This window comes from Pseudothauera nasutitermitis, assembly GCF_004801295.1.
In the GTDB taxonomy this organism is placed as follows: Bacteria; Pseudomonadota; Gammaproteobacteria; order Burkholderiales; family Rhodocyclaceae; genus Pseudothauera; species Pseudothauera nasutitermitis.
In genome coordinates, this window is the sequence record NZ_SSOC01000008.1 from 76,923 (window position 1) to 93,617 (window position 16,695).

15 protein-coding genes are annotated in these 16,695 nt (G+C 67.7%); 3 read left to right on the forward strand and 12 right to left on the reverse strand.

Going from position 1 to position 16,695, the window contains the following annotated elements; all coding sequences use genetic code 11:
* Positions 1 to 8 precede the first annotated feature (8 nt).
* From E6C76_RS19525 to E6C76_RS19535, 3 genes are all read right to left on the reverse strand, one after another.
* Positions 9 to 863: an alpha/beta fold hydrolase gene (locus E6C76_RS19525; protein WP_211090295.1), complete on the reverse strand. Its 855-nt coding sequence runs from the start codon at positions 861 to 863 to the stop codon at positions 9 to 11.
* Between the two features lie 10 nt (positions 864 to 873).
* A complete protein-coding gene (locus E6C76_RS19530) occupies positions 874 to 2,328 on the reverse strand; it encodes a 2-hydroxymuconic semialdehyde dehydrogenase (RefSeq protein ID WP_136349938.1) in 1,455 nt (484 codons plus the stop codon).
* Positions 2,329 to 2,463: 135 nt separating this feature from the next.
* Positions 2,464 to 2,901 (reverse strand): GlcG/HbpS family heme-binding protein, encoded by a 438-nt coding sequence (locus E6C76_RS19535; RefSeq protein WP_136349939.1) that lies wholly within the window; start codon positions 2,899 to 2,901, stop codon positions 2,464 to 2,466.
* A 172-nt stretch (positions 2,902 to 3,073) separates the two neighbouring features.
* On the opposite strand from E6C76_RS19535, the gene E6C76_RS19540 reads away from it, so the two are divergent.
* Entirely contained in the window at positions 3,074 to 3,793 is a 720-nt protein-coding gene (locus E6C76_RS19540; RefSeq protein ID WP_136349940.1) for an FCD domain-containing protein, read from the forward strand.
* A 112-nt stretch (positions 3,794 to 3,905) separates the two neighbouring features.
* Here the strand turns inward: E6C76_RS19540 and E6C76_RS19545 are convergent, their stop codons facing one another.
* The 8 genes from E6C76_RS19545 to E6C76_RS19580 all read right to left on the reverse strand — a co-directional run bounded on the left by E6C76_RS19545 (position 3,906) and on the right by E6C76_RS19580 (position 10,258).
* The gene (locus tag E6C76_RS19545) at positions 3,906 to 4,835 is read right to left on the reverse strand and encodes a catechol 2,3-dioxygenase (RefSeq protein ID WP_136349941.1); all 930 of its coding nucleotides are present in this window, start codon (positions 4,833 to 4,835) and stop codon (positions 3,906 to 3,908) included.
* A gap of 141 nt (positions 4,836 to 4,976) precedes the next feature.
* A complete protein-coding gene (locus E6C76_RS19550) occupies positions 4,977 to 6,038 on the reverse strand; it encodes an NADH:ubiquinone reductase (Na(+)-transporting) subunit F (RefSeq protein ID WP_136349942.1) in 1,062 nt (353 codons plus the stop codon).
* Positions 6,039 to 6,138: 100 nt separating this feature from the next.
* Positions 6,139 to 6,498, reverse strand: coding sequence for a phenol hydroxylase subunit P4 (locus tag E6C76_RS19555; protein ID WP_136349943.1), 360 nt, complete (start codon positions 6,496 to 6,498; stop codon positions 6,139 to 6,141).
* Positions 6,499 to 6,533: 35 nt separating this feature from the next.
* Positions 6,534 to 8,087 (reverse strand): aromatic/alkene/methane monooxygenase hydroxylase/oxygenase subunit alpha, encoded by a 1,554-nt coding sequence (locus E6C76_RS19560; RefSeq protein ID WP_136349944.1) that lies wholly within the window; start codon positions 8,085 to 8,087, stop codon positions 6,534 to 6,536.
* A 12-nt stretch (positions 8,088 to 8,099) separates the two neighbouring features.
* A complete protein-coding gene (locus E6C76_RS19565) occupies positions 8,100 to 8,369 on the reverse strand; it encodes an MmoB/DmpM family protein (RefSeq protein ID WP_136349945.1) in 270 nt (89 codons plus the stop codon).
* Between the two features lie 10 nt (positions 8,370 to 8,379).
* Positions 8,380 to 9,375 (reverse strand): aromatic/alkene monooxygenase hydroxylase subunit beta, encoded by a 996-nt coding sequence (locus E6C76_RS19570; RefSeq protein WP_136349946.1) that lies wholly within the window; start codon positions 9,373 to 9,375, stop codon positions 8,380 to 8,382.
* 33 nt (positions 9,376 to 9,408) lie between these two features.
* Positions 9,409 to 9,660 (reverse strand): phenol hydroxylase subunit, encoded by a 252-nt coding sequence (locus E6C76_RS19575; RefSeq protein WP_136349947.1) that lies wholly within the window; start codon positions 9,658 to 9,660, stop codon positions 9,409 to 9,411.
* Positions 9,661 to 9,940: 280 nt separating this feature from the next.
* Positions 9,941 to 10,258, reverse strand: coding sequence for a 2Fe-2S iron-sulfur cluster-binding protein (locus E6C76_RS19580; protein ID WP_136349948.1), 318 nt, complete (start codon positions 10,256 to 10,258; stop codon positions 9,941 to 9,943).
* Positions 10,259 to 10,488: 230 nt separating this feature from the next.
* On the opposite strand from E6C76_RS19580, the gene E6C76_RS19585 reads away from it, so the two are divergent.
* Positions 10,489 to 12,207: a sigma-54-dependent Fis family transcriptional regulator gene (locus E6C76_RS19585; RefSeq protein ID WP_230976334.1), complete on the forward strand. Its 1,719-nt coding sequence runs from the start codon at positions 10,489 to 10,491 to the stop codon at positions 12,205 to 12,207.
* Between the two features lie 65 nt (positions 12,208 to 12,272).
* Here the strand turns inward: E6C76_RS19585 and E6C76_RS19590 are convergent, their stop codons facing one another.
* Positions 12,273 to 12,734, reverse strand: a complete 462-nt coding sequence (locus tag E6C76_RS19590; protein WP_136349949.1) for an Lrp/AsnC ligand binding domain-containing protein — start codon at positions 12,732 to 12,734, stop codon at positions 12,273 to 12,275.
* 181 nt (positions 12,735 to 12,915) lie between these two features.
* Here E6C76_RS19590 and putA point away from each other — a divergent pair, with 181 nt between their 5' ends.
* Positions 12,916 to 16,578 carry a trifunctional transcriptional regulator/proline dehydrogenase/L-glutamate gamma-semialdehyde dehydrogenase gene (gene putA, locus E6C76_RS19595; RefSeq protein ID WP_136350041.1) on the forward strand — a complete coding sequence of 1,221 codons (3,663 nt, stop codon included), beginning with the start codon at positions 12,916 to 12,918 and terminating at the stop codon, positions 16,576 to 16,578.
* Positions 16,579 to 16,695 lie beyond the last annotated feature (117 nt).

Here is a 16,695-nt window from a genome sequence, read left to right on the forward strand (position 1 = left end):
CGCCTCTCTCAGTTCAGGGGATGGGGTTCGTCGGCGCCGGCCTCGGCCACAAAGTCGCCGACCAGGCGGGCGAAGCGCGCGGCGTGCTCGATCTGCGTCCAGTGCCCGCAGCGGCCATACACGTGCAGTTGGGCGCGGGGAATCCAGTCGGCCAGGGTCAGCGAATTGGCCAGCGGGATGACCCGGTCGTCGCGGCCGTGGATCACCAGGGTTTCGTGCGGCAGCGCGCGGAGGTCGGCCTCGCGGCTCGCCATTGCGTCCACCCAGCGTTGGCGCGGGGCGGGGAACATCGCCGCGAAGGACTCCTGGAAGCCGGGGCGGATGCTGGCCTCGTAGCGCAGCCGCGCCAGTTCGTCGTTGACCAGGGAGCGGTCCCAGGCGAAGAGATCGAGCAGCGCGCGCATGTTGTCGAGGGACGGCGTGTAGCCCCACACCGCGTCCAGCCCCGGGGTGATCTCGAAGGGCACGCCGACGCTGCCCATCAGCACCAGCCGGCGCACCCGCCGCGGGTGGCGGATGGCGAGCGCCAGCGCCAGTGCGCCGCCGAAGGAGTTGCCGACCAGGTCGGTGCGTTCGATCTGCAAGGCGTCGAGCAGGCCCACCGCCTGGCCGACCCAGGCGTCCATGTCATAGACCTGACCGGCGGGGCGCTCGGTGAAGCCGAAGCCGACCATGTCGGGAGCGATCACCCGCGCCCGCTGCACCAGTGCCGGCATCACCAGCCGCCAGTTGGCCCACGCGCTGACGCCCGGCCCGGAACCATGGAGCATCAGCAGCGCATGCCCGGTGCCGCTGTCGTGGTAATTGCTGCGGATGCCGGCGGCAGCGGTGCTGCGGCCGATCTCGGGGTTTTGCTCGCTCATCGCGGCACGCTCACAGCTTGATGCAGACATTCTTGAGTTCGGTGTAGAACTCCAGCGAATGCACGCCGCCCTCGCGGCCGATGCCGGACTGTCTGGCGCCGCCGAAGGGGGTGCGCAGATCGCGCAGGAACCAAGAGTTCACCCACACCAGGCCGGCTTCGATCTGTGCCGCCACCCGGTGGGCGCGGGCCAGGTCGCGGGTCCACACCGAGCAGGCCAGGCCGTAGTCGGTGTCGTTGGCGCGGCGGATCACCTCGTCCTCGGCGTCGAAGGGCTGGATCAGCGTGCACGGGCCGAAGATCTCCTCGCGCGCGATCGGCGAGTCGTCGCCCAGCCCGGTCCAGATCGTCGGCTGCACCCAGGCGCCTTCGGCCAGTTCGCCGGGCATCTGCGGCACGCCGCCGCCGGTGACCACGGTGGCGCCGAGCGCTTTCGCTTTCTCGTAGTAGGAGAGCACCTTGCTGCGGTGTTCCTGCGAGATCAGCGGCCCCAGGCCGGTGGCCGGATCTTCCGGACGGCCGGGCTTGAGGCCCTCGGCGCCCTGTTTCAGCGCCGCGACGAAGCGTTCGAACAGTGGCCGCTCGACATAGACGCGCTCGGTGCCCAGGCAGACCTGGCCGCAGTTGGCGAACACCGAGCGCATCGTGCCTTCGATCGCGGCGTCGAAGTCGCAGTCGGCGAACACGATGGCCGGGTTCTTACCGCCCATCTCCAGCGACACCGGGCGCGCGCCGTCGGCCGCGGCCTTCATGATCGCGGCGCCGGTGCGGGTCTCGCCGGTGAAGGTGATGGCGTTGACCTGCGGATGGGTGGTGACGAACTCGCCCGCCGAACCGGGGCCGAAGCCGTGCACCACGTTGTAGACGCCCTTGGGCAGGCCGACCTCGTTCATCACCTCGCCGAGCAGGGTGGCGGTGTGCGGGGTCTCTTCCGAGGGCTTGACCACCACGGTGTTGCCGCAGGCCAGCGCCGGGCCCACCTTCCAGGTCATCAGCAGCAGCGGCAGGTTCCACGGGCAGATCACCCCGACCACGCCGACCGGGCGGCGCAGCGCGTAGTTGAGCGCACCGCGGCCGTCCGGCGTGGCCATCTCGAAGAACTCGGTGGGCACGCTCTTGATCACGTCGGCGAAGATCTTGAAGTTGGCCGCGCCGCGCGGAATGTCGATGTGGCTGGCAAGGCTGCGCGGCTTGCCGGTGTCGGCGCACTCGGCGGCGAGGAAGTCGTCGAAGCGCCGGTTGATGCCGTCGGCCACGGCGTTGAGCAGGTCGACCCGCTCGGCCACCGTCAGCCGCCCCCACGGGCCGGACAGCGCCGTGCGGGCAGACGCCACTGCGGCGTCCACCTCGCTGCGGCCGGCTTCGTGCACCGCGGCGATGACGCGGTTGTCGAGCGGCGAACGCTTGTCGAAGGTCCGCGCGGTGGCGACGAACTCGCCATTGATGAAGTTGTGGATCTGTTGCATGGCTTCTCTCCGTGAGTCACTCCCGCCTGGAGGCAGGCGCTTCCTCGCCACAAAATGGCGGCGCCTTCGGCGCCAAAACTGGCTTGCCTTGCTTGACCTCGCCCTGAAGGGCGAGGCTTGCACTCTGGCCCGTGGTCAAGCTTCGCCGGCGTCGGCGCCGATTTCGAGCAGTCCCGCCCGCGCACACGCCTCGTCCTGTTGTGCGGAGGCACCGGAAACGCCGATGCCGCCGATGAGTTGTCCCTGGGCGCGGATCGGCAGGCCGCCGCCGAACACGATCAGCCCGGGCTGGGCGGAAAAACCCAGCCGCATGCCCTCGTCGCCGGCGCACACGTCCATCCACTGTGCGGTCGGAAAGCCGAAGCCGCCGGCGGTATGGGCCTTGTCGATGGCGATGCGGACCGACTGCGGAAAGGCGCCGGGCATGCGCAGGAAGGCCACCAGGTTGCCGGCGCAGTCGGCCACCGCGACGTTGATCCGCACGCCCAGCGACCGGGCATGGCCCACCGCGGCCTTCACCGCAGCATGGGCCGCTTCCCAGGAAATCGTTGCCTGCGGCACTGCGATGTTCATTCCTGCTCTCCTTGTCCGCCCCGCAGGGGCCGGCACGTGTCCAGGTGGGAAAGATAGACCCGGGCAAATATCGATGTCAATAAATAATATCGAGATTTTTACGAGATGATATCCGGCGTTCCGGGCCTCGGCTAGAATCCGCAGTAACGAGATTGCCGCGCAGACCATCCTCATGAACGACACCGCCACCCTCCAGCCGCACGCCGCAGCCGAGCCCAAGACCCTAGTCGAGGCCGCCTACAACCGGCTGCGCCGCGACATCATCGAAGGCGTGCATCCGCCCGGTGAAAAGCTGCGCGTGGAGCACCTCAAAGACCAGTACGAGGTCGGCGCCGGCACGCTGCGCGAGGCGCTGCTGCTGCTGGTCACCGACGCCCTGGTGGTCGGCCAGGGACAGCGCGGCTTTCGCGTCGCGCCGATCTCGCTGGCCGACTTCGAGGACATCACCCGCACCCGCGTGCTGCTCGAATCCGAGGCCCTGCGCCAAGCCATCGCGCGCGGCGACGAAGCCTGGGAGGCCGATCTGGTGGCCGCCTTCCACCGCCTGTCGCGCGCCGAGCAGAAGCTCGCCGACCATGACGTGAGCACCACCGAGGAATGGGAGACGCGCAACCGCGCCTTCCACGAGGCGCTGATCGCCGCCTGCCCGTCGCGGTGGATCCGTCATTTCCAGCACATCCTCTATCAGCAGTCGGAGCGCTACCGGCGCATCAGCCTGTTCCGCCAGCCCATCGCGCGCGACATCCACGCCGAACACCAGGCCATCTTCGAGGCCACGCTGGCGCGCGACGCCACGCGCGCCGTTTCCATCCTGTCCGAGCACATCCTGCGCACGCTCGACGCGGTCAAGCGCATGCCGGCCGATTTCTTCACCCACGGCAAGCGCGGCTGAGGCTCTGCCCCCTGCTCGTTGCCCTCATTGCGGGCACGAAACTCCCCTCTCCCGCGAGGGGAGAGGGAGCACGCAGTGCCGGCTGCATACGCTTGCCCTGGACCGATTCGCCTCAGGACACCACGCTGAGGAAGGCCTCGTTGAGCTTGCGGTCGTGGTAGAAGATGCCGGCGCCGACTTCGTCCCAGGTCCACGTCACCGGCTTCCAGTCCGGGTAGCTCTGATAGCCGCCGCAGAAGGTCTCGAAGCGGTTGCCGGAGGGGTCGAAGGCGTAGATCGTGGTGCCGCGGGTGACGCCGTGGCGGGTCGGGCCGATGTCGATCGACACCTTGTTCATCGACATGATGTCGGCCGCGCGCAGCACCTTCTCCCAGCTTTCCAGCAGGAAGGAGACGTGGTGCAGCTTGCCCGGCTCGGGGTGGCGCACGAAGGCGATGTCGTGGGCCTTGATCGAGCACGACAGCCAGACCGCCAGGTTGGTCTTGCCGTCTTCCATCAGCACGTGCTCGACCAGGTAGAAGCCCAGCACCTTCTCGAAGATCTCCTGCACTTTCTCGATGTCCGGGCCGTACAGCAGGCAGTGGTCCAGGCGGATCGGCGCGATGCCGTGCTCGGCGCTGTCGGTCCACGGCGGCGGGTTGGTGTAGGTCTCGGGCGTGCCGATGTCGGTCTTTTCCCAGTACAGCTCGATCTGGTGCCCGGACGGGATGCCGAAGCGCACCCGCTCGCCGGTCTCCAGCAGTTCGCCGGCGGGGATGCGCTCGGTCTTCAGGCCGTATTCCTGCAGGTCGCGCTCCAGCTTGTCCAGCGTGGCCTGGTCGGCCACCTTGAAGGCGAAGAAGTCGATGCCGGCGCTGTCGGCCTCGCGGATGATGACGCTGTTGTGGTCGCGCTCGTCCCAGGCCTTGAAGTACACCCGGCCCTGCTTGTCGCGGCCGGTCTCGATCAGGCCGAGCACGTTCTTGTAGTGGTTGATGCCTTCTTCCAGGTCCAGCACGCGGATCTGGGCGTGGCCCGGACGCAATACACCAGTCATTGCCATGGTCGTCTCCTCCAGTCGTTCGCTCGTCCGTGCATTGCCAGCCGGATCGAAACGGGTTGTCAGCCATCGAACATCAGGCTGGGGAATGGTAGCGCGTGAAATACGATAAAGTAAACTTTTCTCGAGATTATTTGAGAAATCTCAAATTCTCTTGAACAGCGGGCTGCGCACCTGCTGCACGTCGGCCGCGGAGAAGAACTTCTCGGTGTAGATGTCGTTCTCGAACAGCCGCCCCTGCATCAGCGCGGCGATGCACGCCTCGATCATCAGCGGCGGGCCGCACAGGTAGGCCTTGTGGCCGCGGAAGTCGCCGCCGAAGAGCGCCAGCGCCGCCTCGTGCACGAAGCCCCGCGCGCCCTGCCAGGCGGAATCGGCGGCTTCGTCGGACAGGGTCGGCAGGTAGCGGAACTGCGGGTGGCGCGCGGCCAGGGCGAGGAACGCTTCGTGGTAGTACAGTTCCGCGCGGTTGCGCTGCCCGTAGACCAGGGTGATGGGCCGCGGGTCGCCGGCTTCCAGCAGGTCGAGGATCATCGCCCGCGGACTGGAGAGCCCCGAGCCGCCGGCCATGAAGATCAGCGGCTGGGGCGCGGAACGGCGCACGAAGAAGCGCCCGTAGGGGCCGGACAGCTTGACCCGGTCGCCGGCCTGCAGGTGGTGGTGGATCCAGCCGGTGCCCTCGCCGCCCGGCACGATGCGGATGTCCAGTTCCACCTCCACCGCGCGCCCGCCGGAAGGCGGGTTGGCCAGCGAGAAGGTGCGGGACAGGCGCCCGCCGTCGATCTCCAGGTTGATGTACTGCCCGGCCTGGAAGCGGATGGGCTCGTCCAGGGTGATGAACACGCCCTTGATGGTGGGCGTGAGGGCTTCGATCCGGCCGACGGTGCCGTGGAAATCCCGCACCGGAATGGATTCGGCGTCCGGGTCGTCATCCACTTCGGCCTCGATCACCACGTCGCTCTGCAGGCGCGCACAGCAGGCCAGGGCCTTGCCCTCGTCGCGCTCGAAATCCATCAGCGCGAAGCTGGACGCCTCGCCGTGGTCGATCTCGCCGTCCACCACCTTGACCTTGCAGGTGGCACACAGGCCATGGCAGCAGGCATGGGGCAGCCAGATGCCGGCACGCAGCGCGGCGTCGAGGATGGTCTGCTCGTCCTCGACGGCGATGGTCTGGCCGAGCGGTTCTATGGTCAGTTCGTAGCTCATGGTGCGTTTCCGTTGGGGGGTGCAAAGCCCCTCTCCCCCCGCGGGAGAGGGGTTGGGGAGAGGGGAGTTTCCGTGGGCGTTCAACGGGGCGTGCCCGTTCTCAACTGCTGGAACCGGCGATGCCGTTCAGCCCCGGCGTGCGAAACCGGATCACGTCCTTGTGCCCCAGCCCGTTCTCCGCCAGCGACTTGCCGAAGTCCGGCTGCCAGGGCTTGCCGGACTTGAACCACTCGGCCTTCGCCCAGTCGATGCGGGCGAAATCCGGGTGGTAGCCGAAGCAGCCGGGCAGCACCCCGGTGACGATGTCGCCGAAGCGCATGGCGGGCGGAAAGGGCAAGGCGAACGGGGCGCAGAACAGCAGGTGGTCTTCCCAGCCGATGTAGAGCAACTGGTTGCCGTGGAATTTCTCCACGCTGTCGAGCGGTGCGAATTCGTACTGGGTGATGGCGGCTACGGCCATGTGGTGTCTCCTCGTATGCTGTGTGCGGACCCGCGTCAGACGTTCTTCGTGGCCTGGCCGCGCCAGGTCTCGAAGTTCTTCTGGTCTTCCGAGCCTTCGAAATCCAGGTTGTCGCGGCCGAATTCCAAGTGGTAGTACTGCAGCACCGCGGCCAGCGGGTCGAAGCCCTCGGCGGTGGGGTCGGTGCCTTCCGGGAAGCAGTTGCCCTGGTAGATCTGGTGCACCGGCAGCCAGGACTGCACGTACTTCTCCGGCTCGTGCTCGAAGATCTCCTTGCAGTGGTCGGAGCAGAAGTGGTACTTGCCGCCCTTGTAGTCCACCTCCCGGTAGCAGATCTTGGTGGGGTCGCCCGGTTCGGTGAACAGCATGGGGATCTGGCAGGTCTGGCACAGCATGGGCAGGGTCTTGTTGTAGAAGCGCTTGCCCTGGGCGGCCTGCTCGCGCCAGTATTCCAGGCGCGGTCGGTAGTACTTGTCGAAGCTGTCGGGGTACTTGGCCGCCAGCCAGTCCATCTCGTCCTTCTCCGGCACCCAGGTGTGGAAGGCCGCGGCCGCGCCGTAGTTGTAGAAGGTGCCCCAGGCCTGGTGGGAGAGGTGGTCCTTTTCCAGCGCGATGGTCTCGGCGCACTTGGGAATCTTGATGCCGTAGCGGGCCAGGTCCTTGAACAGGGCGCCGCCGTTCTCCTCGAAGTACACCTCCCAGGCTTCCTTCCAGCTCATCGTGCGCTTGGGCAGCATGTAGTCCATCATCATCGCCACCAGGGTCAGCACGCGGTAGCCGCGCCAGGTCCATTTGTCGATCCAGCGCTGCACGATGGGCAGGTTGTCCGGGTCCTGTTCGAGGATGAACTTGATCACCTCCAGACCCAGGGTCATGTGGCGGGCCTCGTCGGACTGGGCGGAGAAGCCGAAGGTCATGGTGCCCATGTCGCCGTTGTAGGCCGCGCCGGAGACGAAGGGCACGAACAGCAGGTTGGTGAGCACGTATTCGAACGAGAAGCCGATGGCGATCATGAACTCGAACGGCCCGGCGGTGATCGCGTCGTCGAAGAAGCTCTTGGGCACGGAGAGGTACCACACCCGGTCGTGCATGTGGCGGAACTCATGCAGGCCGTTGTAGTGCTTGTTGTAGTTGGACAGGGCGTGGATCTGGGTCTGGGCGTGGCGGATCTCGTCCAGCGACTGCATCAGGCAGGCCACCCGCGGCCCGGCGCCGGGGAACTGCCGGCCCACGTGGGCGAAGCCGCGGTGGGCCATGTATTCCAGCGGGCTCACGCCGGTGAGGAAGAGCTTCACCGTGTTCAGGTAGCGCGCGTCGGTCACGTTCAGGTGGCCGTTGCTCTGCGCATAGGCGTCGATGATGGCGTAGAGCTTGCGCTCCTTTTCCGCCTGGTACTTCCAGTAGGCGTCCATGGTGAGGCGGAAGGGGTCTTCCCACTTGTCCCAGTCGTGGATCTTGATGCCCTCGTAGGTGGCATAGGGGTAGATGTCTTCCTTCTTCTGGTAGCTCGGCTCCCAGTCCAGGCCGCGGGTCATGACCTGGTACTTTTCCTTCAGGCCGAGCTTCTTCTTGGGGGCGTGCATGTCCATTGTGCGGTTTCCTCAGGCATTCCAGCTCAGGGTGAATTCGTCGTCGGTCTCGTCGATGTGGCCGGACAGGGAGATCAGGTTCACGTGCAGTTCCTGCAGGTCGAAGTCGCGCCCCAGGCGCTCCTCGATGGAACTGCGGCGCACCGTCAGGCGGCCCTCGGCGTCGATCTTGACCATGGCCGGCGCCTCGTTGAGGCGGGCGTGGGGGTTGTCCTCGGCAATCGCCTCGATGATCGGGCGGGTGTCCTCGTTGGCCTGAAAGGCGATGAATACGGTGGACATCGGCGGCTCCTCAGACGGTCAGGCCGGCTTTCGCCAGGCGGGCGTTGAACTGGCCGAGCGCGTCGGCCAGCATTTCGTCGGCCGCCTCCCCCAGCCCGATGCGGGCCACCGGGCGCAGCGCAGAGGCGGCGCGGTCGCGCCAGTGGGTGCTCCAGTGCTCCAGCAGGGCCTTGTTGTCCGCCGATTCGCCGGCCGCGGTCTTCAGCGTGGCGTCCACCCACTTGCGGGTTTCCTGGAACCATTCGCTCATGAAGCTGGTGAGCAGGGCCACCGCGCTGCCGCCGCGGCTGGCGAACACGTCGTCCACCGTGGTCAGGTACACCAGCGGGTAGAGCAGGCCGTCGAGCGCCACGTTCTGCGCCACGTAGAGTTCGATCGGGTCCTGCACCACGAAGCTGTCTTCCACGTAGCGGCGCAGCCCCTGCCAGGCCTCGTCCTCCAGCCAGGCGCGGCGCCCCTCGTCGAGCGCGTCCAGATCCCCCAGCAGCAGGCCGGCGCGGGTCAGGTACTGGGCGATGCCCAGTTGGTCCATGGCGTGGTAGATGCACGGCTGGGTGATCGCGGTGCCGTAGGCATAGGCACAGATGGCGGCGTTGTTCATGTTCGCCCCCCAGGCCACGTGGCGCAGCGGCACCAGCAGCCGGGTGGCGGCGGTGCGCAGTTCGGGCTCCAGCATGTCCGCCAGGCCGCGCGTGTCGACGAAGTCGAAATTGGCCTCGGCAGTCTCCTGCTGCCGCCCCCGGGTGATGGTGTAGGTGCCGTAGTAGAACTGGCGCGGGTCCTTGAAGGCGTACCAGTCCGCCATGCGCAGCGCGGTGCGCGAGACGTCGAAGATCTCGTGCGCCGGGTCCCAGGTGGGGCGGTAGTGGAAATTGGCCGTGGCCTGCAGGTCCAACGTGCCTTCCTGGTAGCGCGATGCCGCCTTGCCCTCGCCGATGCGTCTGGCCACATGGTCGAAGGTCTGGCGCAGCGGCTTGATGGATACGGTGCGCAGGTCAATGTGCATGAACTCTCTCCTCCTTGGTCTTGTATGGACCGCTCAGCGGAAACGCTGGCGGGTCGCCTCGCGCAGCCCCCACTCCCAATCGCTGCCGGTGGCCTCGCGCGGCGGCAGGAACTGCACCGCGTTGCTGCGGCAGAACTGCCGGAAGCCCTCCTCCGGCAGCAGCAGTTCCACGCACAGATCGGGCTCGCCGATGGCGAACTCGAATTCGACGAACCCGTCGGGCCGGCGCTCGATCAGGCGGACGAACTTCAGATTGACGTCGATCTCGGGCTTTTCGGTGTTCATGGGCCGGCCTTTCTCCAAGCTGGAACATTGCGGGGGTGTGGCGGGGGTCACCTAACAAGCTTCGTGCCATGTTCACGAAAACCAGGCACTTACACAGAAAATGCACTTTCTCGATATTTATTGCTTCAATCAGCAAAACTTATCAGATCATCAAATGATCAAATCCACCCCTACGCTTCACCATTTGCACAAGCCGCCTTATTGCCTTGCAGCAAAAAGAAAGGCCGGAACGCCTGCGCGCTCCGGCCGCCGTACTCCCTTCTGCGCCTGCTCTGCCCCCTCAGCCGCAGCCCCGCTCCAACGCCCTGCCCATTTTGCCCACCACCCTGAGTGCCAGGTCGCTGGCGGGAAACAGCTTGCAGGCCAGCACCACGCCAGCGGCCTCTTCCTCCGCGCTCACGCAGGAGCGGCTCATCCTGCTGGTACGGTAGCGGCCGCGCAGCACCTGCACCTTGCACACCCCGCAGCCACCGCCGCGGCAGCCTACCGGGATGCCGCGGCGGCCCAGCAGTTCCATCGCGCGCAGCACGTTCTGGTCGTCCGCGCAAACCACGCGCTGCTCGCAACCGTCGATGCACACCCAAAAACGACCACCCATGTCTCCTCCTTTTTTTCGCTTTGGCGGACCGCACGGCAGGTGGTGAAATGATCCACCGCCGCCACGACCGGCCTGAACAGGCAAAATACATGCTACCCACGGCAATATATCGAGATTATGCACTTCGATCGATATAAACACGCCTTTCCGCGCAACCCGCCCGCCACCTGTGCTATAAGCGGGAAAGAGAGCCCGTCACAGAACGGCGCCGAAGAAGGAAGGAGGAGTCCTTGCAGGCAAACACCATCCACTATCCGGAAAGTGCCGACCTGCGCAGCCTGCTGCGCTTTTCCGCCGAAGACGGCCTGATCTGGCTGGGCGAGAACCGCATGGTGCTGCTGCACGTGGCCGCCCTGTCCGAGTTGCGCAGGGAACTGATCGCCTCCATCGGCAGGGAGCAGGCCCGCCGCATCCTGACCCGCATGGGCTTCGCTTCCGGCATGCGCGACGCGGAACTGGCACGCAAGACCCGCAGCGCCTGCAGCCTGGCCGAAGCCTTCGCCGTCGGCCCGCAGTTGCACATGCTGGAAGGCTGCGTGCAGGTCGAACCGGTGCGCCTGGACATCGACCCGGACAGCGGCGGCTTCTACGGCGAGTTCCTGTGGCGCCACTCCTGGGAGGCGGAAGCCCACGTCCAGCAGTTCGGCGAAGTGGACCACCCGGTGTGCTGGATGATGATCGGCTACGCCTCGGGCTATACCTCGGCCTTCATGGGCCGCTTCATCCTGTTCCGCGAAGAGCAGTGCACGGCCACCGGCACGGAGCATTGCCGCATCGTCGGCAAGCCGGCCGAAGACTGGCCGGACGCCCACGAACTGACCCCCTACTTCGAGGCCGACACGCTAGTCGGACGCCTGCTGGAACTGCGCGAGGAAATGGAAGCCATGCGGCGCAGCATCGTCTGTCCGCGGCGCATCCCCAGCCTGATCGGCAACTCCAGCGGCTTCCGCAGCGCCTACGATCTGATGGTGAAGGCGGCCGGCACCAGCGTGTCGGTGCTCCTGCTGGGCGAAACGGGGGTCGGCAAGGAGCGCTTCGCACGGGCACTCCATGAAATGAGCCCGCGCCGCGACGCGCCCTTCGTGGCCGTCAACTGTGCGGCACTGCCGGACGAACTGATCGAGTCCGAACTGTTCGGCGTCGAGCGCGGCGCCTTCACCGGAGCGCATGCCTCGCGCGCCGGCAAGTTCGAGCGCGCCGACGGCGGCACGCTGTTCCTCGACGAAATCGGCGAACTGCCGCTGGCCGCCCAGGCCAAGCTGCTGCGCGTGCTGCAGGAGGGCGAGATCGAGCGCCTGGGCGACGACCACACGCGCAAGGTGAACGTCCGCCTGGTCGCGGCCACCAACGTGGACCTGCGCACGGCGGTGGCGGCGGGAAGCTTCCGCAAGGACCTGTTCTACCGCCTCAACGTCTATCCGATCACCATCCCGCCGCTGCGCGAGCGCGCCGCAGACATTCCGCCGCTGGCCGAAGCGATGATGGAACGCTTCCAGACCCTGCACGACAAGCGCATCGCCGGCATCACCGACAGGGCCATGCATGCGCTCAAGTGCCATTCCTGGCCGGGCAACGTGCGCGAACTGGAGAACGTCCTCGAACGCGGCGTGATCCTGGCGCCGCACAACGGCATGATCGAGGTGCAACACCTGTTCCTCGGCGCCACCAGCGAGGATGAGCCCCACAGCGGCCTCAACGCCGCTGGCACGCTGGAAGAGCACTCGGTGCCCCCGGCCGTGCCCGACTTGCCCGCTGCGGTGCTGGACGCCGGGCTGGACCTGGAAAGTTTCGAGCAGGCGCTGCTGCAGTGCGCGGTGGAACGCGCGGAAGGCAACCTGGCCGCTGCGGCCCGCCTGCTCGGCATCACCCGCCCCCAACTCGACTACCGCCTGAAGAAAACCTCCCGGCAGGCGGGCGACCACGGCCAGGCCCGCAGCATTCCGGACTGATCATCCGGGCGGGAGGCCACAGCTGCACGGCAGTGGCGGACAAGCCGGCCGCCGTCTCCGTCCGTTCAGCTCCGCCCCACCGGCACCCCCATCTCGTCCTTGACGTTCTCCATCACCACATAAGTGTGGGTCTGCTTCACGCAGGGCAGTTCGGAGATCTTCTCGCCCATCACCCGGCGGTACTCGTGGATGTCGCGCGTGCGCACCTTCAGCAGGTAGTCGAAGTCGCCGGCGATCATGTGGCAGGACTGAATCTCCGGCACGCGCATGACCGCCTCGTTGAAGCGCCGCAGATCGTGTGCGGTGGTACTCGTCAACAGCACCTGGACGATGACGATATGGCCGGCATCCACGGCCTCGGGGTTCAGGTCCGCGTGATAGCCGCGGATCACCCCGGCCTTCTCCAGCCGCCGGATGCGCTCCGCGCAGGGGGTCTTGGTCAGCCCGACGCGGCGCGACAACTCCACCAGCGACAGACGGGCGTCGGCCTGCAGTTCGGCGAGGATTCTGAAGTCGATTCTGTCCATTGCGGCGCAGCAGGCGTTTTTCCTGCAAAAGATAGAAATGAAAGTGATTATGTCTGAATTAACCCAATTTTTGGAGCCATAAACTTTTGCTGTTCAGCCATATTTCAGCCACTCGACCTTCCGGCGCCGAGGCCTGTTCCGTGCCCGCCGGATCACCACTGATGGAGCCCTTGTCGTGAACATGCCCGTTTCGTTCCCGGCGGCCGCCGCCGCGCTCACCGACACCCCGCGCGAAGCGCTGCGGCAAAGCATCGAGGCCGCCTGGCGCACGCCCGAACCGGAGTGCGTCCCGCCGCTGGTGAGCGCCGCACGCGTGGACGAGACCCTGGCCGCGCGCGTCGCCCAGCTCGCCCACAAGCTGGTCAGCGGGCTGCGCGCCAAGCGCGTGCGCTCTTCCGGCGTCGATGCGCTGATGAAGGAATTCTCCCTGTCCAGCCAGGAAGGCGTGGCACTGATGTGCCTGGCCGAAGCCTTGCTGCGCGTGCCCGACCGCGCCACCGCCGACCGCCTGATCCGCGACAAGCTGTCCGGTGGCGACTGGCGCGCACACATCGGCCACAGCCCCTCGCTGTTCGTCAACGCGGCCACCTGGGGCCTGCTGATCACCGGCCGCCTGGTGTCCACCAACAGCGAGGAAGGCCTGGCCAGCGCGCTCTCCCGTCTGCTGGCGCGCGGTGGCGAACCGCTGATCCGCAAGGGCATGGACCTGGCGATGCGCATGCTGGGCGAGCAGTTCGTCACCGGACGCACCATCGACGAAGCCCTCGACCGCGGCCGCAGCGCCGAGAAGCGCGGCTACCGCTACTCCTTCGACATGCTGGGCGAAGCCGCGATGACCGCCGCCGACGCCGAGCGCTACCTCCGCTCCTACGAGGAAGCCATCCACGCCATCGGCCAGCGCGCCGCCGGGCGCGGCGTGGTGGACGGCAACGGCATCTCGGTGAAGCTCTCCGCGCTGCACCCGCGCTACGTCTGGGCGCAGCGCGAGCGCATGATGGAAGAACTGCTGCCGCGCATGAAGGCGCTCTGCCTGCTCGCCAAGCGCTACGACATCGGCCTGAACATCGACGCCGAGGAGGCCGACCGCCTCGACCTCTCCCTCGACCTGCTCGAAGCGCTCGCCCACGACCAGGACCTCGCCGGATGGAGCGGCCTGGGCTTCGTCGTGCAGGCCTACCAGAAGCGCGCGCCCTTCGTGCTCGACTGGATCATCGAACTGGCGCGCAAGAGCGGCCGGCGCATGATGGTCCGCCTGGTCAAGGGCGCCTACTGGGACGCCGAGATCAAGCGTGCGCAGGCCGACGGCATGAGCGGCTACCCGGTGTACACCCGCAAGGTGTACACCGACGTGGCCTACATTGCCTGCGCCAAGAAGCTGCTGGCCGCGCGCGAGGTCATCTACCCGCAGTTCGCCACCCACAACGCGCACACGCTGTCCACCGTGTTCCATCTGGCTGGCGACGACTACCGCGAGGGCAGCTACGAGTTCCAGTGCCTGCACGGCATGGGCGAACCGCTCTACGACCAGCTCGTCGGTAATCCAGAAACCCGCCGCCTGGTGCGCATCTACGCCCCGGTCGGCAGCCACGAGACGCTGCTCGCCTACCTGGTGCGCCGCCTGCTGGAAAACGGCGCCAACTCCAGCTTCGTCAACCGCATCGTCGATGAGAGCGTCCCGGTCGAAGCGCTGATCGCCGACCCGGTCGCCGAGGCCGCCCCGCTGGCCGGCACGCCGCATCCGCGCATTCCGCTGCCGGCCGATCTGTACGGCGCCACGCGCAGCAACTCGGCCGGCATCGACCTGGCCGCCGAGGCCGTGCGCACACGCTTCGCCGCCGCGCTCGAAGCCAGCCGAGCCGAGCCCGCCGTGGCCGGTCCGCTGATCGCCGAAGGCGCCACCGGCGGCGGCAGCCAGCGTCCGCTGCCCAACCCGGCCGATCATCGCGACGTGGTCGGCCACACCACCGAAAGCACGCCGGCCGAGGTCGAGGCCGCGCTCGGCGCGGCCACCGCCCACGCGCCCATCTGGGCCGCCGAAGCGCCGGCCGCGCGCGCCGCCTGCCTGGAGCGCGCCGCCGATCTGCTCGAACGCGACGGCGACCGCCTGATGGCACTCGCCGTGCGCGAGGCCGGCAAGACTTGGGCCAACGCGGTCGCCGAACTGCGCGAGGCGGTGGACTTCTGCCGCTACTACGCCGCCCAGGTACGCGCATTCGACAACGGCACGCACACCCCGCTCGGCCCCATCCTGTGCATCAGCCCGTGGAACTTCCCGCTGGCCATCTTCACCGGCCAGGTCGCTGCCGCGCTCGCCGCCGGCAACCCGGTGCTCGCCAAGCCGGCCGAACTGACCCCGCTGATCGCCGCCGCCGCCGTGCGCCTGTTCCACGAGGCCGGTGTGCCCGCCGCCGCGCTGCAGCTGGTGCCCGGCCGCGGCTCCGTGGTCGGCAACGCGCTGGTCGGCGACCCGCGCGTGCGCGGGGTGATGTTCACCGGCTCCACCGAAGTCGCCGCGCAGATCAACCGCACGCTCGCCGCGCGCGGCGGCAACGTGCCGCTGATCGCCGAGACCGGCGGGCAGAACGCCATGATCGTCGACTCCACCGCGCTGCCCGAGCAGGTGGTGGCCGACGTGCTGGCCTCCAGCTTCGACTCCGCCGGCCAGCGCTGCTCCGCGCTGCGCGTGCTGTGCCTCCAGGAAGACGTGGCCGACGGCATCCTGGAAATGCTCGTCGGCGCCGCGCGCGAACTGACCCTGGGCAACCCCGCCGACGTACGCCGCGACGTCGGCCCGGTGATCGATGCCAAGGCGCGCGACAGCCTGGAAGCCCACGTCACCGCCATGCGCGCCGCCGGCTGCAAGGTCACCCGCCCGGAACTGCCGGCCGAATGCGCGCACGGCACCTACGTGCCGCCCACGCTGATCGAGATCGACAGCCTGTCGCGCCTCGGCCGCGAGCAGTTCGGCCCCATCCTGCACGTGCTGCGCTATCGCGAGCGCGATCTGGAAAAACTGGTGGAAGACATCAACGCCACCGGCTACGGCCTCACCATGGGCGTGCATACGCGCATCGACGAGACCATCGCCCGCGTGGTTTCGCGCGCCCACGTCGGCAACCTGTACGTGAATCGCAACATGATCGGCGCGGTGGTCGGCGTACAGCCCTTCGGCGGCGAAGGCCTGTCCGGCACCGGCCCCAAGGCCGGCGGCCCGCTCTACCTGCACCGCCTGCTCGCCCGCACGCCGGGCCCTCGCTTCGAGCGTCCGCTGGGCGACACGCCGGCCGTGCTCGACCAGTTCGCCGAATGGCTGGAACGCGACGGCCGCGCCCTGCTGGAAGGCGACGACGTGGCCGTGCTGCGCGACCGCCTGGATGCCTACCGCGCGCGCCGCATCGACCACCTCAGGGTGAGCCTGCCCGGCCCCACCGGCGAGGACAACAGCCTCAACTTCGTGCCGCGCGGCCAGATCGCCGGGGTGGCCGGCAGCGCCGCCGCGCGCGTGCATCAACTGCTCGCCGCGCTGGCCACCGGCAACCGTCTGCTGGTCGATGACAGCGAGCCGGCCCGCCGGCTGGCCGCCGCCCTGCCCGCCGAACTGGCCAAATGGCTGGTGCTGGACACCGGCTGGCAGGATGCCGCCTTCGGCGCGCTGCTGTTCGACGGCCCCGACATGGAAGCCGACGCCTGGCGCGTGCGCCTGGCCGAACGCTCCGGCCCCATCGTCGGCCTGCTGCGGCCGGAGCCGGAATACGACCCGGCGCGCCTGGTGCATGAACGCACCATCAGCGTGAACACCGCGGCCGCCGGCGGCAACGCCAGCCTGATGGCCATGGGGGCCTGATTGGAGGAGGGCGTCGCGCCGGCACTGCGCCACGGCCGGCCGGAATGCGTGCGGACCCGGGTCCGGCGCTCCGGGTCAACCCGGATGGCAATGTGTAAGATTTCGTATATCGTATAC

Bases quoted from the DNA above. Each gene is read 5' to 3' on its own strand.
- E6C76_RS19525 (WP_211090295.1), bottom strand. From the start codon at position 863: ATGAGCGAGCAAAACCCCGAGATCGGCCGCAGCACCGCTGCCGCCGGC.
- E6C76_RS19530 (WP_136349938.1), bottom strand. From the start codon at position 2,328: ATGCAACAGATCCACAACTTCATCAATGGCGAGTTCGTCGCCACCGCG.
- E6C76_RS19535 (WP_136349939.1), bottom strand. From the start codon at position 2,901: ATGAACATCGCAGTGCCGCAGGCAACGATTTCCTGGGAAGCGGCCCAT.
- E6C76_RS19540 (WP_136349940.1), top strand. From the start codon at position 3,074: ATGAACGACACCGCCACCCTCCAGCCGCACGCCGCAGCCGAGCCCAAG.
- E6C76_RS19545 (WP_136349941.1), bottom strand. From the start codon at position 4,835: ATGGCAATGACTGGTGTATTGCGTCCGGGCCACGCCCAGATCCGCGTG.
- E6C76_RS19550 (WP_136349942.1), bottom strand. From the start codon at position 6,038: ATGAGCTACGAACTGACCATAGAACCGCTCGGCCAGACCATCGCCGTC.
- E6C76_RS19555 (WP_136349943.1), bottom strand. From the start codon at position 6,498: ATGGCCGTAGCCGCCATCACCCAGTACGAATTCGCACCGCTCGACAGC.
- E6C76_RS19560 (WP_136349944.1), bottom strand. From the start codon at position 8,087: ATGGACATGCACGCCCCCAAGAAGAAGCTCGGCCTGAAGGAAAAGTAC.
- E6C76_RS19565 (WP_136349945.1), bottom strand. From the start codon at position 8,369: ATGTCCACCGTATTCATCGCCTTTCAGGCCAACGAGGACACCCGCCCG.
- E6C76_RS19570 (WP_136349946.1), bottom strand. From the start codon at position 9,375: ATGCACATTGACCTGCGCACCGTATCCATCAAGCCGCTGCGCCAGACC.
- E6C76_RS19575 (WP_136349947.1), bottom strand. From the start codon at position 9,660: ATGAACACCGAAAAGCCCGAGATCGACGTCAATCTGAAGTTCGTCCGC.
- E6C76_RS19580 (WP_136349948.1), bottom strand. From the start codon at position 10,258: ATGGGTGGTCGTTTTTGGGTGTGCATCGACGGTTGCGAGCAGCGCGTG.
- E6C76_RS19590 (WP_136349949.1), bottom strand. From the start codon at position 12,734: ATGGACAGAATCGACTTCAGAATCCTCGCCGAACTGCAGGCCGACGCC.
- putA (WP_136350041.1), top strand. From the start codon at position 12,916: ATGCCCGTTTCGTTCCCGGCGGCCGCCGCCGCGCTCACCGACACCCCG.